Source organism: Bacillota bacterium (assembly GCA_024653485.1).
Classification (GTDB): Bacteria; Bacillota; SHA-98; order UBA4971; family UBA4971; genus UBA6256.
This window is the reverse complement of record JANLFY010000001.1, coordinates 162,139-181,330: the sequence shown is the minus strand read 5'-3', so window position 1 is coordinate 181,330 and position 19,192 is coordinate 162,139. Positions and strand designations below refer to the sequence as shown.

Genomic DNA, 19,192 nt, shown 5'->3' with positions numbered 1-19,192 from the left:
CGCCGAGTGCCAGGGGAATCCTCCATGATAACGCTGATTACCATCGGCTCTTTCAACTATACCATAGACAGTTTCGCCGCACAAATGGTACAATCACGGGTGGCACGATAGTGCAATCACAGCGTTCAGAAAGCCGGCCGCAACAGACCGGCCACGAGCTCGGTGCGAGCCTGGCGGAGTCAGTGCGGCCACGTGGGGGTTGCCGACGCGCTCCGACCGGACAGGCCGGGTAGTGATCGGGCGGTGACCCCGGAAGCCGCAGGGCGGGCTGTGCAGCATGATGTGAGCGAGTGGCGGTACACCGGTACAGGTGAGTCCACGAAGCCTTGCGGACGACGCACTGGGCGGCTGATGAATTGAGACGCAAGAGCAAGCACGACTGCAGGCGCGCCCATAGACGTGCCCACGAGGAGCCGCGAGGGCGCGCCCTGGGGGTGTTCCCCGAGGATGTCTGCGAATGGAGAGACTCGCGTGAAGAGGCGCGACTTGCGTGGCAGTCGTCAGGACCTCTCACTCGATTGGCTATACGCAGTCGCCCTGGTGTCGGCCTTCACGGTTGCGGGGTGCCAGCTTTCCGCAAACAAGCCGGTCGCGTCAGTTAGAACCGGCTTCGCCCTCGGGACGCTCGTCCAAGTGCGTGCGTACGCTAGCGGCGAGGGTGCCGGCAAGGCCGTAGACGAAGCCTTCCACCGCATTGAGGAGATAGAGGCTCTGATGAGCGCCAACATCGCATCTAGCGATGTCGCAGAATTGAACCGAAACGCCGGAGGCTTGCCAAGCTCGGTGGCGGGCGATACACTGTATGTGGTGAAAAGGGCCAAGGAATACGCCGATCTAAGCAACGGCAAGTTCGACGTGGCCATCGGCCCGCTCGTCCAGTTGTGGGGCATAGGTACGAAGCACGCGAAAGTGCCTTCTCCTGAAGATATCGCTGTCGCGAAGCAGCTGGTCCATCATGGCGAGGTGGAGGTGGACGAGTCTGGGGGCACGGTGCGTCTTCCGAAGGCCGGGATGGCCCTCGACCTGGGTGCGATAGCGAAAGGTTATGCCGCCGACGAAGCCGCGGAGGTTCTGACGGAGCGCGGAGTGGAGAGCGCTTTCATCGACCTGGGTGGAAACATCTTGGTGGTTGGCTCGAGGCCAGACGGGTCGCCGTGGCGCGTGGGGATACAGGATCCCTGGAAGGAGCGCGGCGCGACTTTCGCGGTGTTGTCCGTGCGCGATACGGCCGTAGTATCGTCGGGCACGTACGAACGCTTCTTCGAACAGCACGGAAGACGGTACCATCACATAATCGACCCTGACACGGGGTACCCCGCCGAGACGGGGGTGGTGAGCGCAACCATCGTAGCCCGCCGCGCGGTGGACGCGGACGCGCTGTCCACCGCGGTGTTCCTCTTGGGACCGTCGGATGGGATGGGTCTCGTGGAGCGCCTCCCCGGTATAGAGGCGGTGATAGTGACCGAGGTCCGAGAGGTGCTCGTTTCCCCGGGACTCAAGGGCGCCATAGAAATCAGTGACGGGTGGACTGTCAAGTATCATGATGGTGAAGACGTTCAAGAAAGCTGATGTCATACTCGCTCTCGTCGTCGTGAGCTGCGCCGCAGCGATTTTCGCGTGCCAAAGCGTCAGCCGAAGCCGCGAGCGGGATGCCGTGAGCGCGAGAGAGGTGTCTATAGAGCTAGACAACCGTCCTTTCTGGACGATCCCTCTCTCACAGGTCACGCACACTATGACGGTGGACGTCCCTGCGAGCAGGGGGCACAGCGTCACCGTGGAGATCACGGAGGATGGGCGCGCCAGGGTCCTCGATTCGGATTGCCCTGATAGAGTATGCGTCAGGACAGGCTGGATCGATCAGCCGGGCGAGACCATCGTGTGCCTTCCCAACAGAGTCGTGGTGAAGATTCAGGGTGGGACACGATCGCCACGACCGGAACACGCGCTCGACGGAGTCGCGTATTGACGATGACGAGGGAAGACGCCAAAGGGAGGGCAAGGGTTTTCTGCGCGTCACCCGGTTGCCGCGGCACCCGCGCAGATCTCATGCGGAATGACGAGAATACAGAGATTGACGCACATATCGATGTACACCGCACTCGCTCTTGTACTGCATGCAGTCGAGAGCCTGATACCCGTGCCTTTCATGATTCCGGGGGCAAAGTTGGGAATCGCGAACATAGTCACGCTCGTGGCGATCGTGCTTTCCGGCCCTGTTGACGCGTTCGTCGTGGTCGTCCTGCGCACCTTCCTTGCGTCGCTCCTCTCCGGAGCTCTGACCAGCTTCGCCTTTAGCGTGGTCGGAGGAGCGCTCGCGACGGCCGTGATGTCGCTCGCGTACAGACGACTGGGAAGCGTCTTCGGCCTGGTAGGAGTGAGCGTCCTGGGGGCGATATCCCACAACGTGGGCCAGCTCTTCGTCGCGGGAATGGTCGTGGGCACCATGGGCATTTACGGCTATCTCCCCGTGCTCCTGGTGGCCGGAGTCGCCACAGGTTATTTCGTTGGAATCGCAGCCGGGTTCGTCCTCAGCTTCCTCGCGAAGGCTGTCGCGTTTCCCTCCGCCCGCCAGCAGAGGGAAACGCGGGGCAAGCAAGTCGCGAGGACGCTTTGACAACATACACGACGGCGGATGGAGGAGTCTCATGGAGAAAGCTTCGTCATCCAGGTGGACGCATCACCCCGAGCTCGCCGACGGCCTCAAGAGAGTGCAAGCCTGCCTCGAGGAACAGCTCTCCACAGGACACAAGCTCATCTCGGACGCAGTGATGTCCCTCCTGCGAGCGGGAGGAAAGCGCGTCCGTCCGGCCCTCGTGCTGACATCGGGCATGTTCGGTCATGCTGACCCCGAGAAACTCGTGGTGGTCGCGTCCGCCGTCGAAGTCGTCCACATGGCCACGCTCGTCCACGACGACATCGTGGATGACGCCGATACCCGAAGGGGGATCGAGACCGTTCAGGCGCGACACGGGGCGAATGTGGCCGTCTTCACCGGTGACTACCTTTTCACGCGCGCCTTTCAGATGCTGTCCCGGTATGCCGACACGGGGATTCTCTCATCTGTGGCCAACGCGGTTCAGCAGGTCTGCGAGGGTGAGATCGAGCAATACGAGGCCCGAGGCGATGTCACCGTGTCCTTCGGTCAGTATCTGCGGAGGATCCGCCAAAAGACAGCCATGCTCTTCGCCTTGAGTTGCTATGCCGGCGCCCTTGTGGCGGGAGCTCCGAGAGATACTACGGACACGCTTCGCCGATTTGGCCTTCACCTTGGCATCGCGTTCCAGATAGCAGACGATGTCCTTGACTTTTCGCAAGACGAGGCTGCCACGGGAAAGCCCGCTGCGCACGATCTCGCGTGCGGCGTGTACACTCTGCCCGTGATATATGCGCTGGGAAGCAGGAAATGGGGACCCGAGTTGAGGGCTCTTCTCACCGAACTCAACGCAACCGGCCGGGATGGGCGCGACAGCATGAGCTGCCAAGCTCGCAAGCGAGTCATCGCCGCGGTGAGGGAATCCGGCGCCCTCTGCCGAGCGTTGCAGGTCGCGGAGAGATACGCGGACCGCGCGAATCGCTGCCTCGCGCTCCTCCCTGACGGCACGGGAAAAGAGATCCTCGCGGATATCCTAGCAAGCGTGGTGCACCGCACCAGTTGAACACTGCTCGGGACAGCGTATGGAGACCGCCGCGCCAAGCAAGACCCAGTTGAACCTCCGGGTTGAACCTCCTACAGCAGCCCTGCGAGGCCTTGACGTGCCGTCAGTCGCCGTGATCCTCACGCGCCCGTGCGCGATGGCGCCATGCCCGAGGCCGCCCGAGCTCGAGGTGCTTCGTCCCGCTGCAGTTGTCCGAGAAGCTCGAGCCCGTTTATGACGAGCCTGAACCTGCAGCCGAGGAGCGCCGCCGCCTGCTTGCACATCTCCATTCGGGTTAGGTAGATCTCGAAATAGTCCATTATCTGGCACTCCGTCGTGTCGAAGGATATGTCCAGCGTGATGGTCTTACGCACGTCATCCACGACCAAGGATGAATCGGTTATGGCAAGGTTCACTCTGTCATGGATGTCATGCGCCCGCCTCATCCTCACCCGGGTCCGGTGCGCGTCGCTCTTGTCCGCGATGATCAATGCAGCGGACACTGGACTCACGGGGATGCCTATCTCCTCCTCGTGATTGGCGATGGCAGTGGTGATGGTGCAGATCTCCTCCAGGGGCATTCCGAGCATTCTGAGCTCTGTGAAGACTATGTTCGCGCCGGTGGGACCATGGTACTTGCGATTGTGCATATTCCCGATATCATGCAAGTAACCGGAGATCGCCCCGAGCTCGACGGTCCTATCGTCGTGCCCAAGGCTTCTGAGAATGTACGCCGTCGTCGTGGACACATAGGTCACGTGACGAAGCCCGTGTTCGGTGTAACCGAGAAGCGACAGGTAGTCGTTGGCCTTGCCTATGAGAAGGCGGAAGTTGGGATTGCCTTGAATGTCCTTTAGCGTTAGCATGATCCTCCCCCCTGACTCGTCCCCCGCTACATCATAATACCACACTCCTCTCGTCGTGCGCACCGCCTAACCAGGTCTCCCGCCCCATTAGATTTCACACGAACCCTGGGCCAACCGGACCAATAGCAGCGCGGCGACTGTGCCCCTCCACCAGAAGCACGCCGCGTGTGGCAGGTGTGCCTTCGCCTGGAAGGATCTGAAGGATGACAAGCCCGCTCCATCCAGATATCATGGCCAAGAGGGTCGGGAAACTCGCAATAGCATTGTTTCCCATCCTACATTCTGTGTGAAAGGGGAGAGTTCCTTTGCATCGCACCATGCGACGCTCGATAGTCGTAGCGATCGTCCTCGCCGCCGCGTTAACGCTCCAAGCGGTGGTGTGGGCCGCGGGGCCTGGGGAGGAGCGATCAGGACTCGATTCACTGGCCCATCCCTCGTTCAGGGCGGGTCAAGACGGCCAGGTTTACTACCGCGGGACGCCCGCCTCGCCGCCCGCTGAGGTAGCGACCGGTCCGGTAACCCTCAACTGGCAGGCTTTGTACCAAGCGCAGCTGCGGGTGTACCAGGGGCAAGACACCTGGAGGCTGGACCCGGTGCAGGTAGCGCGGCAGGAGGGAGCGATTCTGGGGTTCGATCCGTGGCAGGACACGTACACCCTGATATCCAGGGTCGATGTTCAGAAGGATTCCGGCACCGGCGAAGCCCAGGTTCTCGTCCAGCACTTGGAGAGGGCGTACATCGTTCAGCTCATCCAGCCCTTCGGGCCTGGACCCGGTATGATGTGGACCGTCAACTCCGTGCGCGAGATCACCTCGGCGAACGTGGCGAACCGGATAGCCCGCCAAGCATGGATCGCTTTCAGGTACCGCGGTCCCAACGGGCCGGCCCTTGCCGCCTGGTGGAATCAAGACTACGTGAAGCCCACGGCGCCCGTGACATCGGGAAGGCCAGGGCGAGTCTACTACGTTCAGCCTGGTGACACACTGTGGGCGATCTCGGTGAAGAACGGTGTCACCCTATACAGGCTCATTCAGCTCAATCCGAACGTCGACGCGAACGCGCTCTGGGTGGGGCAGATCATCATCGTGCAGGCTTCGGAGGACGCCTCCACGACCTCACAGCCGAGCGGGAACCCATCGCAGGGTGGAGCGGCCGGGCGGACGATCCACATCGTCGAGCCGGGGGACACCCTCTACCAGCTCGCTCTCAGGTACGGCGCTTCGGTGCAAGCCATCATGCAGTCAAACGGCATCACCGACGCCAACACGCTGTGGGTTGGTCAGCGGCTCGTGATCCCGTGAAACGTCCATCGTAACCGATATCGGTCACCGATAACGTCGAGAGGCCTGGCGCCCTGAGGCGCCGGGCCTCCCACTGTTTATCAAAGATGCCGGGCCCTGAGCGCTCCGCGTTTCCCGCGTGGCGCCCGCAGGCCCTGCTCTCCAGCAGGCATCCATCCCGATGGCACGGACTATTGGACCTCCTCGGGTCCATCGGCCGGATCCATCGGCCGTGCATGGACGGTGGCCTAGAGCAGGCCCGCCTGCCTCAGGGCGTTCTCGTATGCATGCAGGTACTCATGGTAGCTGTGCGTCGCGCCGCTCACAGCGTCGATCTTCTTGAGATCCGTCTGCACCTTCACGGCCAGCTGCGGGAAGCTGTCGAAGAACTCCTTTGCAGGCTTCGATTTGTAGTCCGCTCCTTTTGCCGCCATGAGCGTGTCGTAGTCTGTCTTCTTCGTTATGAACTCGACCTTCGTGACTTTCTTACCTTGCACGGTCACGGCCAGAAGGGTGTGCCCGTTCACGGGGTTCTTGGCCAATCCGTAGAACACGTTGCCCTTGTATTTCCCACTCGCGATATCCAGAGCCATCTGGGTGGCCTTCGTGTATTGGTTACGAGAGCTCGTGGCGCCGCTCACAGCGTCGATATCGGCCTTCTGATTCTTGACAACCATCAGAGGATACTCGCGGAACAAGGCCTTCGCAGCCTCATGCTTGTACGACTGGGGCTTGTCAGGGTTTATCATATTGACATCGACTATCTTGCCAAACTGGATCACAACCTCGATGACAACGTCACCGTGATCGTCCGGAACATATCCTATGTATGAACCGTCCTTGTACGACGGCGCCTCGGCTCCAAACGCCACTGAACCGATGAGCGCAACCAAAGCAACTGCCACTGCCAGTAGCACGTTGGCTCTTCTCACTTTCGCCGCCTCTCCTTTCGACTTTGTGAAAATGACACTTTTCACAGACGCCCGCGTCCGAACACCTGACCCGCATCCCCCCTGATACTCTGACGTTTCACAACCGCTACGCACTCTTTCTCGGCCACTAGCACACGGACTCCACCTGGGCTAGTGAACCATTACAATTATACTATGGCCCGTCCCTGTCCGCAACGCGGAATTTCCGTTCGCCCTGAGGCGCACCACGCTCTCCCACTCCAGGCGCTGTCACCGGGCAACGCGCTCTCGCCTGACGATGGCCGCCACTCCCATGCCTCCGCCCACACAGAGGGTTGCGAGGCCGAGCTCTGCCCCGGCTCTTTTCATCTCGTGAACTAAGGTCACCAGAATCCTAGCTCCGCTCGCTCCTATCGGATGTCCTAGAGCTATCGCGCCTCCGTTCACGTTGACCCTCTCCAGGTCCCACCCAAGCTCCCTGCCGACCGCAAGGGATTGCACCGCGAACGCCTCGTTCGCTTCGATGAGGTCGACTTGGTCGAGTTTGAGACCCGCCTTGGCCAGCGCTTTCCGGGTAGCGGGAACAGGGCCCAGCCCCATCTCCGACGGTTCTACTCCCGCCGACGCGTAACTCACGATGGTCGCCATGGGCTCGAGCCCGCGTGACTCTGCGCCTTCCCGCGACATCACCACCACTGCCGCCGCACCGTCGTTGATGCCGGAGGCGTTCCCGGCGGTGACGGTGCCGTCCTTCTTGAAGGCGGGTCGCAGCGCGGCCAGGTTCTCAATTGTGACTCCGAACCGCGGGTGCTCGTCCCTGGCGAACTTCACGGCCTCGCCTTTCCTGCCCCGGACCTCCACCGGCACGATCTCCTCCTCGAACCGCCCTTCCGTGATGGCGCGCTCAGCCCTCCGCTGACTGCGAAGGGCGAACTCATCCTGTTCCTGCCTGGAGATGCCGTACTTCGCCGCGAGGTTCTCCGCCGTGACACCCATGTGGACGCCTGTGATGGCGCACCACAAGCCATCCCCTATCATGCTGTCCACGAGGTCGCCGTGGCCCATTCGGTAACCCGTTCTCGCCCTCGTCAAGAGGTACGGCGCCTGGTTCATGCTCTCCATGCCGCCCGCAACGACCACATCCGCGTCGCCAAGCATCACGGACTGGGCAGCGAGAACGATCGCCTTCAACCCAGACCCGCACACTTTGTTGATGGTCATCGAGGGAACCTCGACCGGAAGTCCGGCCTTGACTGCGGCCTGCCGGGCGGGGTTCTGGCCTTGCCCCGCCTGGAGGATGTTGCCCATGATGACTTCGTCAACTTCCGAAGGCTCGAGCCGGGCGCGCCTGAGCGCTTCCGCGATCACAACCGCGCCGAGATGCCAGGCGGGGACGTCCGCCAAGGTTCCGCCAAAAGTCCCGATCGCCGTTCTAACCGCACTGACGACTACAGCCTCCTTCACCGTGCATCCCTCCCTCACTCGACGTCCCTTCGTCGGAACCTCTCCGACCACGATCTCCCCCTCCCCTTCACCTGATGGTATCGAGAGCCTCGCGAGCGCTCGAGCGGTTTGCACGATCTCTTGCTCGAGCTCGACCGACGACCTCGACCGACGACGTGGCAACGAGCTCCTTGATCGACGATCGACGCCGCAAGATTGACGCCGCAAGCCTGTCGAGACCTCGAAGTCTCGGACCGGACGGCCAGAGGAGGCAGGCTCGTCCCAGAGGCTCATTCCATTCACCAAAGCCTCCGGCATGCCCGTTACCCCCCCTTAGTACGTTAAACATCCGCCCCTGCGTTCCTTCACGGACACACGGGGCGGCGAAAGCGCGACGCCGGCCTTGAGCCGTGACGGCACCGGCCGGCGTGGCAAGCACCAGATCAGAGGGGCGGGTCAGCGGGTCTCAGCGGGTCAGCGTGAAGTCCCCGTCTATTCTCACCCCTTGGAGGGTGTCGGACACGGGACAGCGAGACTTTATCATCTTGACCAGCTTTCGGACGTTCTCCTCGGGCGAGCTGGATGTTATGTTCATAGTGAACCTTATGTGCTGGAAACCCGTGCGAACGTCCTCGCGCTTTCCCATGAATCCGTCGGGATCCAAGTCGCCTTCGAGGTCCACGCGGAACCCGTCGAGCCTCACACCGCACGTCGGAGCAAACGCAACGGCGCAAATGGTGATGCACCCTCCCAAGGACGAGAGCAGAAGCTCCACGGGATTCATCGCCTGGTCTCCGCCTCCCAGCTCTTTCGGCTCGTCCATGGCCACCTCGAAACCCCGGACGTTCGCCTTACACAGGAGCCCTTGTCCCACACTGCGCACCGAAGCGCGAAAGGTCTCAAGCGCCATCGTCCATCCTCCTGTTCCCTCGGCGCAAGTAGGGTTCTTCAGCTAGTATCTCCTGACCGCGTCTGGCGTATAGATTACGCAGAGGAAGACGCTCCGGCAGGTAACCGCGGCCAGCCTCGTACCGATCCCGAGGACCGCCGCCGGCTCGATGCAGCCTCTAGCAACCTTCTCACGCCCGGTGGAATGAAGGCATATCGTATACTGGAAGCCCCCCTTGCCGCGTCGCGGAGGGTTGCGATCGAAGCGATCGGCCGGGGAATACGAGGAGGCAAGCCAGGGGCGGGAGGCGCTCTTGATGGAGCCCGAAGTACCACGCTCGAAGGTGCTCCAAATGGTGGTTAAGATCCAGTGGACCGTGGACAATCTGCGGACCCTGGGTCCCGGCAGCATGTACCATCTAGCGTACAGACCAAGCGAGATCTCGTACGACGTTCTCGTGGACATAAACTCGGGCAAGCTAGGCCCCGGAACGCCAGCGGAGGTCATATTCGTCGGCGGACAGCGTCCAGCGAAGGTGGCAGACGTGGTCATCGAGAACGTAGTCGCATCGAAGGGCTTTCGACGGTTCGACTTCCGGATCGTGCGCACGTTTCCCGCCGCTGCAAAGTGTACGAGCTATACGAACATCGGGATCCTGTGTCTCTACTCACCACCTCATTGACATCCGCGCGAGCCCGGCCTCGCTGCCCGCGCCGCGCTACCTTGGATCATCCCGGCCGGGCTCTCCCAACGTCAGAAGCTCAGAAAGAGGCACCAATCTGTAGCCTTTCTCACGAAGGCCGTCGATCACACGGGGAAGGGCTTCATGAATCTGCTTGCTCGAGTCACTCGCATGCATGAGAATGATTGCGCCCTTGAAAGCTCTTTTCAGCACCCGGTCAACCATGAAATCCGGCCCGGGGTTTTTCCAGTCGAGGGAGTCGACAGCCCATATCACGGTCTCGTACCCGCAGGCCTTCGCGACTTCAACGACCACGTCATCGTAGTCGCCATTCGGGGGACGGAAGAACGGCGCGACCCTTCCCGCCGCATTAAGAAGGTCCTCATGGGCGGTCCTGATGTTGTCCTCGACCACAGCCCGGTCGTAACGGCTGAGGTTGACGTGGGCATCGCCATGGCTGCCGACTTCGTGACCCGCCCGCACGATCTCCTGAACGAGCTCTGCGTTCCTTTTCGCCCACGGGCCCGAGAGAAAGAAGGTGGCCCTCACGTTCTTCTCGCGGAGGATCTCGAGCACACGCGGCGCGGTCTCGTGGCCCCAGCTAATGTCGAAGGTCAGGGCGATGGCCGGTTCCTCCGTCTTGACGTAGAAGAGGGGCATCGTGGTCCGGGGCAGCACCAAGATGGACTCGGTCACGGGAACGTGGCGAGTCACGACCCATTCCACGCCGCGTCCGGCAAGGAACCCGAGGCCCAACACGAGACAAGCCGCGCACGCGCCAACCAGGACGACCGCCCGTCTCGAAATCACCAGCATCTTGCCACCTCCCGCGTTTGTGGATCCGGATCTGAACAACCATCCCTGACAAATGGTATGACACGGCAGGTTTTCTTATTCTACCAACGCCGAACGGGCACCAAACCAGAGGGATGCAGCAGGATTCTCGGGATCTGACCGGGAAGTAGTGATTTGGGACTCGAAGGGCTGCAGTCTGTCGCGCGTACGCGCAACCTCGCCTGTCGTGCGCGACGTGACGGGTGGATAGGAGGGACGATCATCCCATGAGACTTGAATTCGTTGGCGCCACCCGAACCGTGACCGGATCGTGCCACTACGTGCAAACCGGTGTCACGGAATTCATAGTGGACTGCGGGATGTTCCAAGGAGACGACGAGATCCAGAAGCTCAATCGCCTTCCCTTCCCGTTCGACCCCTCGGGCCTCGACTTCGTCCTCTTGACTCACGCGCACATAGACCACAGCGGCCTCATCCCGCGGCTGGTGCGCGAGGGCTTCAAAGGCAAAGTGTACGCTACCGCCGCTACCATCGCTCTGTGCAAGATCATGCTCCTGGACAGCGCCCACATCCAGGAACTCGAAGCCGGTTGGCAGCAGCGCAAAGCCCGCCGAGCGGGCGAGGTTCCGTTCGAGCCGCTCTACACGCTGGACGACGTTGAGAGGAGCATTTCGAGCTTCGAGGCGGTTCCTTTCGGTCAGATCGTGGGGGTGGCTCCGGACGTTGCGGTGAGGTTCCGGCATGCCGGGCACATTCTCGGATCCGCCGTGATCGAGGTGTACTTGCGGCATCACGGGTCCGGAGAGGGCATGGCGCGGCCTTCCGCATCCGGCTCGCCGGCTGCCGCCGGTCCCGAGAGCGCTATGGAGCCTGCGCCCGCGCTCACCGGCGGCGAGGTGAAGATCGTCTTCTCGGGAGACCTCGGCAACGTGAACCAGCCGATCATCAAAGACCCAGAGTTCGTGTCGGACGCCGACTTCCTCATAGTAGAGTCGACGTACGGGAACAGGGTTCATGAAGACCGCATGGAAAGCATTGAGAGGCTCCGGAGAGTGATCTGCGACACGTGGGCGCGTGGCGGAAACGTGATCGTCCCTGCCTTTGCCGTGGCACGCACCCAGGACGTCCTTCACGATATCGCGAAACTGGCCTACAAGCAGGAGGTCCCACCCGTGAGGGTGTTCATCGACAGCCCGATGGCCGTATCTGCCACCGAGGTGTTCAGCTCGTATCGGGACGAGTTCGACATCGAGACCACGGCTCTCATTGAAGCCGGAGGTGATCCCTTCGACTTTCCAGGGCTCCAGTACGTGCGGACCGCAGAGGAATCTCGTGCCCTCAACGATATCACAAGAGGTGCCATCATTATCTCGGCCGGCGGGATGTGCAACTTCGGCCGGATCAAGCACCACCTGAAACACAACCTCTGGAGGCCGGAGTGCACAGTCCTCTTCGTCGGATTCCAGGCGCGAGGCACGCTCGGTCGTCTGCTGATGGATGGAGCCAAGAAGGTCAGGATTTTCAACGAAGACGTGGTCGTGAGCGCGTCCATCGAGTCCATAGACGGGTACTCGGCTCACGCTGACCGCGACGCTCTGCTCTACTGGGTGAGAAGCCTTCGCAGCAAACCGAGGCGCGTCTTCGTGGTGCATGGCGAGGAAGAATCGGCCGAGGCCCTCGCGGTGACCCTCGAGAACACCCTGGGACTGTGGGTGGGAGTTCCCCACAGAGGAGACACCGTGGACCTTGTAAGCGGTGAAACAACGGTGACTCCGGGCGTGAGCACGGAGGGAGAAAGGGCACTCTCGTTGAAGGCCGCGAGCGAGGAGCTCGACCACGCATATGCCGCGCTCCGGAAAGCGCTTGACCAGGGGGGATCGTTGAGAGACCCGGCGGTCTTCCGCGCGTCTCGTGAGGAGATAGCGAGGCTCGTGGCGCTCATGAGGAGTCTCGCACGGGAAGACCGCACGGCCTGATTAGGTATGACGGGGCACAGTCAGGGGCCGGCGACCTGGCGTGCCCCGTGAAGCCTGAGGAGACGCGGCATCCGGCTCTAGCTGTTCAGACCTATGACAATGCGCGCGACCTCGAAGTACACGATGAGACCGATGATGTCAACGACGGTGGTGATGAACGGGCCGGCCATCACCGCCGGGTCCACTCTCAGCCGCTTGGCGGCGAGGGGCAGGAAGGCGCCAGCCACGTTCGATACCGCTATCACCACGAGCAGCGAAAGCCCGACGACAAAGGCGATCCTCACGTCGGCCTGTGTGAGGTAAGCCCGCACGTAAGCGAATGCGCCGAGAAAGAGCCCCAGCACCACTCCGATGGCGCATTCCCTGAGCATCACCCTGAACCCCTGCCGCAGGTCTATCTCGCCAGTGGCCATGCCCCGGATGACGAGCGTGGCTGACTGGGTCCCGGTGTTTCCCCCTGTGTCGATGAGGGTGGGTATGAAGAACGCCAGTGCCACCACAGCCTCGAGGGAAGCTGAGTAGACCTTCAGGATGTTGCTGGAGAAGCTCTCGAAAAGAACGAGCAGCGCGAGCCATCCGACACGCTTCTTCACGTTGTCCGCAAGGCTCATCCTGAAGTACTCCTCCTCAGGAGCACCCAAGCCACCCATCCTGTGAATGTCCTCGGTGTCTTCCTCACGAACGACCTCGAGTATGTCGTCGTGGGTGATGATCCCGACGAGGCGGTCCTCTCTGTCCACCACGGGCACGGCGAGGAACCCGTAGTCCTCGAAAACCCGGGCGACATCCTCCTGGTCGGTATCGGTCGAGACCCTCACCACGTCCGGGTGCATTATCTCGCCGACCAATCTATCGCCCGGCGCCAACATGAGCTCCTTGAGAGATAGCCCACCCACGAGCCGCCTATCTCGGGATATGACGTACAAGTGGTATATGGTCTCCTTGTCCGGTGCCGTCTTTCTCACGTGCGCGAGGGCATCGTCGACGGTCTGATCCTCCTTTAGATCCACGAAGTCTGTGGTCATGAGACGACCAGCAGACTCCTCCCTGTATCCCAGGAGCATGTTGGCCACGTGCCGTTCCTTGTCGGACAAGAGCGAGAGATACTTCTTGACCACCTTGGCGGGCAGTTCCTCGAAGAGCTCCGTCCGATCGTCCGGGCTCATCTCGTTGAGGAGCATCGCAACCATGTCTCCACCGAGGGATCGCAGAAGGACCTGTTTCCTATCGACATCCATGAAGTCAAAGACCTCAATGGCGAGATTCTTGGGGAGAAGCCTGAATACGAATCCGATTGAGTCCGAGGACAACTCGTCAATGACCCTTGCGATGTCTGAGGGATGGCACCTTTCAAGAGCCCGCTTGAGTCCAATGTAGTCCTTCTGAGTAAGAAGCCCCTGTACTCTGTTCGTGAGGTCGATGGCCACCTGCATCCCCTCCCTTACGGCGTCGTCGGTTAGTCGCGAGCGGCGTTCAGCCTCAGACGAGGCGTCCGACGCAGCACGGCGCGGAGGCGAACAGGTGCGGGCATGCCGAGCAGGGACGTGACGCGGACGATTGGCGTCCCATATTCGAAAGCGCCCTTGGCCCGTCATCCCGACGAGCCAAGGGCGTGTGACGAACAAGACTCACCCAGCTCCGGGAAACGACGAAGACGGACATCTCGCACGAGCTAGCGCCGCGTGCGCCGTTCTCTGGTACCTTATGCTGAAGCTACTACTCCCTGGGTCAGCGTCCATCTTCATCATCTCCTTTCGCGGATGCCTGCGTTAGTGGTGACGAATCCTCGTTGGAGGCCCTTTCCCGCTTCAGCTTACGCTCTTTCTCCACACTATGTCAAGCCTCCGCTTTTGGGGGACCCTCCGGCCGCCGAAGGGTCCCTCACGGCTTAGCGAGCTTCCACCTACCTCCTCGGAACCTAAACGTTATGATCGCGGAGCGCACGACCTGATCTATCGCCATTGCGATCCACGCGCCCACGAGCTCCATGCGTGAGATCACCGCGAGCACGTATCCTAGCGCGACCCTGAAACCCCAGATCCCGACCGCCGTAGAGTAAAGCGGCCACTTCGTGTCGCCTGCCCCGCGCAGCCCGCCCGCGAGGATGAATTGCGTGGACTGGGCCGGCTGCACGAGTCCAATGATGCGCAAGACGATGGCTGTCTTCGCCACGACTATGGGATCATTGGAGTACAGCATTGCGATGTACCTGCCGAACAGAATGAAAACGAACGCCATGAAACCGGAGACGATCATCCCGATGCGCCGGGTCTCGAGCGCTCCCCTTTCCGCGAGATCCGGTCGACGCGCGCCAAGGCCCTGTCCCACTAGGGTCGTCGCCGCCACAGCGAACGCCTGGCCCGGCATGAAAGAAAGGCCCAGGATGTTCATGGCGATTTGGTGTGAAGCCACCACGGCCGTCCCGAAACCCGCCACAATTCGAAGGTAAGCGAGCTGGCCCCCTCGAAGGATGATCTGCTCAATAGCAGCGGGAATCCCGATTCTAACTATGCGCCTGATGAGGGGGGCGTCAAGTCGAGTCGGTCCCGTGAGGTGCAGAGCGAATCTGCCTCCGGTTACGGCGCGCAAGATGAGCGCGAATGCAATGGCCCTCGATACGCTGGTTGAGAGCGCGGCTCCCGCCACGCCCATCCTCGGGAACCCCAGCTTCCCGTATATCAAGACGTAATTCCCGATGACGTTGAGGACGTTGCAGAACGTGTTCACCTTCATCGGCGTGGTCGTGTCGCCCGCCCCCCTCAACGCCGCGGCGACGTTCATGGTAAGGAGCATGAAAACGAGACCGGCCGCGACTATCCGCATGTACGCCGCGCCCAGGGGTATGACGTCTTCCTCCGCTCCCATCAGTACAATGACGCCGCGTGCTGACAGGACTCCCAGCACGCTCACCCCGATGCCCATCATGACCGTGAGCATGAAACTCTGCCTGAGGGCGTCGTTCGCCACCTCTCTCATTCCGGCACCGACGGCTCGGGCGATGACAGCCGTTGTGCCGACGTTGAGGGCCATGAACACGGCTTGTGCGAGAAACATGGGCTGGTTGGTGAGCCCTACAGCGGCAATGGCGGCCGGGCCTATCCTGCCCACCATTATCATGTCCGCCATCCCGACCAGGGTGACGAGGAACATCTCGACTAGGGCTGGTCCCGCGAGGTCTATCACGCGACGCCTTATCCCTGGAATGGCGTCCACGGACACGGGAGGCGAGGTGCGCGCCTCTACTGCTTCTCCCAGATCGCTCATTGGGAATTCTCACCTTCGCTACTTGAACTTGGCGATGTGCATGTCACAGTCCCACCTGGTTTGACAGGAGCGAGTACACCCTTGCCAGCAGGTCTCGAAGCGTCGCTTGTTCCTCGTTCGTCATCTCCTCGAGGACGCGACCGAGGTGCCTCCGCCGCCTCTCTCGTACCCTTCCGAGCACCGCCTCTCCACCACGCGTGATCCTCACACGCACCACCCTCCGGTCGTCGCCATCTCGGACGCGCTCGGCGAGACTCGCCCGCTCCATGCGGTCCACGAGGTCCGTGACCGTGCTGCACTTGACTCCCAGCCGCTCGCTCAGCTCGCTCATGGTGAGGTCGCTGCCGCACAGGGCCAACAGCGCGTGGAATTGGTCCCTCGTGACGCCGAGATCCGCCAGTTCCGCCCTTCCCTGGGTCCGCATGAGCCGCTCGATGCGCGCGAGGAGCATCTCCACATCGTCCACGAACGAAGAGGAACCGCTCTCATGGCGGGCGCCAGCATCATCACCGGGAGAATCCACTAGCATCGCCTCCATCTCTTCACCCTGCACGGACAGCCTGGATTCCGGGTCCCGTCCTTCCCGCGCTGAATCTTCGTGTCCCAAATCATACGTGCTACGAAATATTATACCTTGCGCACCTGATTTTGCCAAGACCGCTCCACACTTAACTTCTCAAGGTCTCGCCTTAGGCCCAGTCTCTTCCGTTCCTCTCCATTCCTCCAGTGCGCGGCATTGACGCGTCGGGTTGCGGGGCGTTATATTATGATTAAGCATTTATTCAATTGATACATTGTGGAGAAAGTCGTTCCGTTTACGGAGAGACGGAGAGCCGGATAGTCGCCCGTGACGTCGGGCGGACGAAGGCCCTGAAAGCGACCGATGAATGGTGAGGGGATCGAGCATGCCCGCCAACGACGTCTGCGCCGCGTTCACTCCTTTGAGTGAGAAGGCTGCTAAACTCAAGGAAAGGCTCACGGACGTGTCCGGGCTTTCAGAGATATTCAAGGTGCTCGGCGACGACACGCGGACCAAGATCATCTACCTGCTGTCCCTCGAAGAGCTCTGCGTGTGCAATTTGGCTCAGATTCTGGACATGAGCGTCCCAGCCGTGTCGCACCACTTGAGGCTCCTGCGCGTTCTGCGATTGGTCAAGTACAGGCGCGAAGGCAAGACAGTGTGGTACTCCCTGGACGATCACCACGTCGTGGACATGATAAGACGTGCTCAAGAGCACTTCGCAAAGAGCACGTGACGGCGGCAAGGGCCTTTCCCCAGATTCCCGCAGGCAGGCGCGCCAGCCATAGTAGCAGCGCCCCCATTAGGAGAGCGAGGAGAGAAAGACAGGATGGACGCATCAGCCAGGAAATGCGGCACATGCCGCATGCTTGCCGAGCGACAAGAGGGCAAACCCGCCCCGAACAGGCGACGCAAGGACGAGCACGCAAAGGAACGTGGCAGTGCACACGCGAGTGTCCCCGCTCACCACGAGGAAGGAATGGACGACCCTAGAGAACGGCTCGGCAAGGCGGTGCTCGCGGGAGCGCTCCTCATCGCCGGCCTTTTGATCGAACACGCGCTTCACGGCGGCGTGTACCGGGTCCTAGGGTACGCCATCTATCTCCTGGCGTACGTCCTCGTCGGCAGCAAAGTGATCCGATCCGCCTTGCGCGGCCTCATGCGGGGCGAGCTCTTCGATGAGACTTTCCTCATGACCGCGGCAACTTTCGGAGCCATTCTCATCCGGCAATTGCCCGAAGCCGTAGCCGTCATGCTGTTCTACAGCGTAGGAGAGCTCGTCCAAGATGCCGCTGTGGATCGGTCTCGCCGCGCCATCAGCTCTCTCCTCGATGTCCGCCCCGACGTCGCCAACCTCAAGACGGGCGATAGGATCGAGCCGGTGAGCCCCGAGGAAGTACGCGTGGGCGATGTCGTGCAAGTCAGACCCGGAGAACGAGTCCCTCTCGACGGCGAGGTCATCGAAGGCGAGTCCTTCGTGGACGTGTCCGTGCTCACGGGAGAGCCTACCCCGGTGAGGGTGGGGCCCGGAGAGAAGGTGCTTGCGGGGATGGTGAACCAGGGAGGCACGTTCGACTTTCGAGTCGAGCGGCGGATGGATGAGTCCACGGTGTCAAGGATTCTCAACCTCGTGGAGAGCGCCGCGGCGCGCAAGGCCCGAACCGAGCGGCTCGTGACGAACCTGGCCAGGCGTTACACCCCCGCCGTGATGACCGCAGCGCTCGCCATCGCGATCGTGCCGCCCATCGTCATGCCTGGCGCCGTCCTCAGCACGTGGGTATACAGAGCTTTGGTGCTATTGGTCATCTCGTGCCCATGCGCTCTCTTGATCTCGATCCCCTTGGGTTATTTCTGCGGCTTGGGCGGCGCTTCGCGCCACGGCATCCTTGTGAAAGGAGCTAACGCTCTTGATGCTCTCACCGCCCTTCACACCGTCGTGTTCGACAAGACGGGGACTCTCACGAAGGGCGTGTTCCGCGTCACCGGCGTATCCGCCCGCAACGGCTACTCTAGGGAAGACGTCCTCGAGCTCGCCGCCCTCGCAGAGACGAACTCCGCGCATCCGATAGCGAGGTCCATCATGGACGCGCACGGACACCCGGTACAACCTGGCCTCGTACGAGATTACCAGGAGATTTCGGGCTACGGCGTGCGAGCCCTCGTGGACGGCAAGGAGATATTGGCAGGCAACGACAAGCTGATGCACAGGGAGATGATAGATCACGATTCGTGCGATCTGGAAGGGACAGTCATCTACGTTGCGGTAAACGGGGTGTTCGCAGGGTACATCACGATCTCGGACGAAGTGAGACCAGACGCCGAAAAGGCCGTCGCGAGCCTCAGAAGGCTCGGCATCAAACGAGTGGTCATGCTCACCGGAGACGATGAAGCAGCGGCAAGGGCCGTTGCGGAGCGCGTTGGAATGGATGAGTACTTCGCGGGTCTGCTCCCTGAGGAGAAGCTGGCAAGACTCGAGGATATCGAATCCCGAACGCCCGGTCCGCAAAGCCGGATGAAGCTCGCGTTCGTTGGAGACGGCATCAATGACGCTCCTGTGATCGCCCGGGCGCACTTGGGTGTGGCCATGGGAGGGCTCGGCAGGGACGCAGCCATCGAAGCCGCGGATGTGGTTATCATGAACGATGAGCCTTCCAGACTGGCAACCGCAATCCGGATCGCCCGGAGCACCCGCACGGTGATCCTGCAGAACATCTTGTTCGCCCTCGGGATGAAGGCGGCTTTCGTGCTGCTCGGCGCGGTCGGCGTCGCCACCATGTGGGAAGCGGTATTCGCCGATGTGGGTGTCGCCTTGGTCGCGATAGCGAACTCCACGCGGACCCTGCGCCGCAGGTACGATAGCCCGGCGCTCTCTTCGGAGCGGAGCTGACTTGGGTCATCAGGGCCTTCATCCTCATCAGTCCTCATCAGAGG

17 protein-coding genes are annotated in these 19,192 nt (G+C 61.5%); 9 read left to right on the top strand and 8 right to left on the bottom strand.

The window, feature by feature from the left end:
* The first annotated feature begins 447 nt into the window (after positions 1-447).
* The 4 genes from NUW12_00720 (at position 448) to NUW12_00705 (ending at position 3,656) form a co-directional block, all read left to right on the top strand.
* Positions 448-1,569, top strand: coding sequence for an FAD:protein FMN transferase (locus tag NUW12_00720; protein MCR4401298.1), 1,122 nt, complete (start codon positions 448-450; stop codon positions 1,567-1,569).
* Positions 1,541-1,966, top strand: coding sequence for a NusG domain II-containing protein (locus NUW12_00715; GenBank protein MCR4401297.1), 426 nt, complete (start codon positions 1,541-1,543; stop codon positions 1,964-1,966). The genes NUW12_00720 and NUW12_00715 overlap by 29 nt, the downstream gene beginning before the upstream one ends.
* 105 nt (positions 1,967-2,071) lie before the next feature.
* Positions 2,072-2,614 (top strand): Gx transporter family protein, encoded by a 543-nt coding sequence (locus NUW12_00710; protein MCR4401296.1) that lies wholly within the window; start codon positions 2,072-2,074, stop codon positions 2,612-2,614.
* 31 nt (positions 2,615-2,645) lie between these two features.
* Positions 2,646-3,656, top strand: a complete 1,011-nt coding sequence (locus tag NUW12_00705) for a polyprenyl synthetase family protein (protein MCR4401295.1) — start codon at positions 2,646-2,648, stop codon at positions 3,654-3,656.
* A 119-nt stretch (positions 3,657-3,775) separates the two neighbouring features.
* Here the strand turns inward: NUW12_00705 and NUW12_00700 are convergent, their stop codons facing one another.
* Positions 3,776-4,501, bottom strand: coding sequence for an HD domain-containing protein (locus NUW12_00700; GenBank protein MCR4401294.1), 726 nt, complete (start codon positions 4,499-4,501; stop codon positions 3,776-3,778).
* Positions 4,502-4,806: 305 nt separating this feature from the next.
* Here NUW12_00700 and NUW12_00695 point away from each other — a divergent pair, with 305 nt between their 5' ends.
* On the top strand, positions 4,807-5,802 hold the full coding sequence (locus NUW12_00695) for a LysM peptidoglycan-binding domain-containing protein (protein ID MCR4401293.1): 996 nt from the start codon (positions 4,807-4,809) through the stop codon (positions 5,800-5,802).
* Positions 5,803-6,029: 227 nt separating this feature from the next.
* Here NUW12_00695 and NUW12_00690 read toward each other — a convergent pair whose 3' ends face one another.
* The 3 genes from NUW12_00690 to NUW12_00680 form a co-directional block, all read right to left on the bottom strand.
* Positions 6,030-6,713, bottom strand: a complete 684-nt coding sequence (locus NUW12_00690; GenBank protein ID MCR4401292.1) for an FMN-binding protein — start codon at positions 6,711-6,713, stop codon at positions 6,030-6,032.
* Positions 6,714-6,962: 249 nt separating this feature from the next.
* Entirely contained in the window at positions 6,963-8,156 is a 1,194-nt protein-coding gene (locus NUW12_00685; GenBank protein ID MCR4401291.1) for an acetyl-CoA C-acetyltransferase, read from the bottom strand.
* Positions 8,157-8,601: 445 nt separating this feature from the next.
* Complete coding sequence (locus NUW12_00680; GenBank protein ID MCR4401290.1) at positions 8,602-9,045, bottom strand: OsmC family protein; 444 nt, start codon at positions 9,043-9,045, stop codon at positions 8,602-8,604.
* Positions 9,046-9,340: 295 nt separating this feature from the next.
* Between NUW12_00680 and NUW12_00675 the strand changes: the two genes are divergently transcribed.
* The gene (locus NUW12_00675) at positions 9,341-9,706 is read left to right on the top strand and encodes a hypothetical protein (GenBank protein MCR4401289.1); all 366 of its coding nucleotides are present in this window, start codon (positions 9,341-9,343) and stop codon (positions 9,704-9,706) included.
* A 36-nt stretch (positions 9,707-9,742) separates the two neighbouring features.
* Here the strand turns inward: NUW12_00675 and NUW12_00670 are convergent, their stop codons facing one another.
* On the bottom strand, positions 9,743-10,522 hold the full coding sequence (locus NUW12_00670; GenBank protein MCR4401288.1) for a polysaccharide deacetylase family protein: 780 nt from the start codon (positions 10,520-10,522) through the stop codon (positions 9,743-9,745).
* A gap of 245 nt (positions 10,523-10,767) precedes the next feature.
* On the opposite strand from NUW12_00670, the gene NUW12_00665 reads away from it, so the two are divergent.
* Positions 10,768-12,477, top strand: a complete 1,710-nt coding sequence (locus NUW12_00665; protein MCR4401287.1) for an MBL fold metallo-hydrolase — start codon at positions 10,768-10,770, stop codon at positions 12,475-12,477.
* A 77-nt stretch (positions 12,478-12,554) separates the two neighbouring features.
* Here NUW12_00665 and mgtE read toward each other — a convergent pair whose 3' ends face one another.
* The 3 genes from mgtE to NUW12_00650 form a co-directional block, all read right to left on the bottom strand.
* Positions 12,555-13,904, bottom strand: a complete 1,350-nt coding sequence (gene mgtE, locus NUW12_00660; GenBank protein ID MCR4401286.1) for a magnesium transporter — start codon at positions 13,902-13,904, stop codon at positions 12,555-12,557.
* A gap of 454 nt (positions 13,905-14,358) precedes the next feature.
* The gene (locus NUW12_00655; GenBank protein ID MCR4401285.1) at positions 14,359-15,741 is read right to left on the bottom strand and encodes an MATE family efflux transporter; all 1,383 of its coding nucleotides are present in this window, start codon (positions 15,739-15,741) and stop codon (positions 14,359-14,361) included.
* 43 nt (positions 15,742-15,784) lie between these two features.
* Positions 15,785-16,270, bottom strand: a complete 486-nt coding sequence (locus NUW12_00650; GenBank protein ID MCR4401284.1) for a MarR family winged helix-turn-helix transcriptional regulator — start codon at positions 16,268-16,270, stop codon at positions 15,785-15,787.
* A 376-nt stretch (positions 16,271-16,646) separates the two neighbouring features.
* On the opposite strand from NUW12_00650, the gene NUW12_00645 reads away from it, so the two are divergent.
* Both NUW12_00645 and NUW12_00640 read left to right on the top strand, forming a co-directional pair.
* The gene (locus tag NUW12_00645) at positions 16,647-16,997 is read left to right on the top strand and encodes a metalloregulator ArsR/SmtB family transcription factor (protein ID MCR4401283.1); all 351 of its coding nucleotides are present in this window, start codon (positions 16,647-16,649) and stop codon (positions 16,995-16,997) included.
* 93 nt (positions 16,998-17,090) lie between these two features.
* Complete coding sequence (locus NUW12_00640; protein ID MCR4401282.1) at positions 17,091-19,148, top strand: heavy metal translocating P-type ATPase; 2,058 nt, start codon at positions 17,091-17,093, stop codon at positions 19,146-19,148.
* Positions 19,149-19,192: the final 44 nt, after the last annotated feature.

Bases quoted from the DNA above. Each gene is read 5' to 3' on its own strand.
- NUW12_00670 (MCR4401288.1), bottom strand. From the start codon at position 10,522: ATGCTGGTGATTTCGAGACGGGCGGTCGTCCTGGTTGGCGCGTGCGCG.
- NUW12_00715 (MCR4401297.1), top strand. From the start codon at position 1,541: ATGATGGTGAAGACGTTCAAGAAAGCTGATGTCATACTCGCTCTCGTC.
- NUW12_00655 (MCR4401285.1), bottom strand. From the start codon at position 15,741: ATGAGCGATCTGGGAGAAGCAGTAGAGGCGCGCACCTCGCCTCCCGTG.
- NUW12_00645 (MCR4401283.1), top strand. From the start codon at position 16,647: ATGCCCGCCAACGACGTCTGCGCCGCGTTCACTCCTTTGAGTGAGAAG.
- NUW12_00720 (MCR4401298.1), top strand. From the start codon at position 448: ATGTCTGCGAATGGAGAGACTCGCGTGAAGAGGCGCGACTTGCGTGGC.
- NUW12_00665 (MCR4401287.1), top strand. From the start codon at position 10,768: ATGAGACTTGAATTCGTTGGCGCCACCCGAACCGTGACCGGATCGTGC.
- NUW12_00680 (MCR4401290.1), bottom strand. From the start codon at position 9,045: ATGGCGCTTGAGACCTTTCGCGCTTCGGTGCGCAGTGTGGGACAAGGG.
- NUW12_00675 (MCR4401289.1), top strand. From the start codon at position 9,341: ATGGAGCCCGAAGTACCACGCTCGAAGGTGCTCCAAATGGTGGTTAAG.
- NUW12_00705 (MCR4401295.1), top strand. From the start codon at position 2,646: ATGGAGAAAGCTTCGTCATCCAGGTGGACGCATCACCCCGAGCTCGCC.
- NUW12_00640 (MCR4401282.1), top strand. From the start codon at position 17,091: ATGGACGCATCAGCCAGGAAATGCGGCACATGCCGCATGCTTGCCGAG.
- NUW12_00700 (MCR4401294.1), bottom strand. From the start codon at position 4,501: ATGCTAACGCTAAAGGACATTCAAGGCAATCCCAACTTCCGCCTTCTC.
- NUW12_00650 (MCR4401284.1), bottom strand. From the start codon at position 16,270: ATGCTAGTGGATTCTCCCGGTGATGATGCTGGCGCCCGCCATGAGAGC.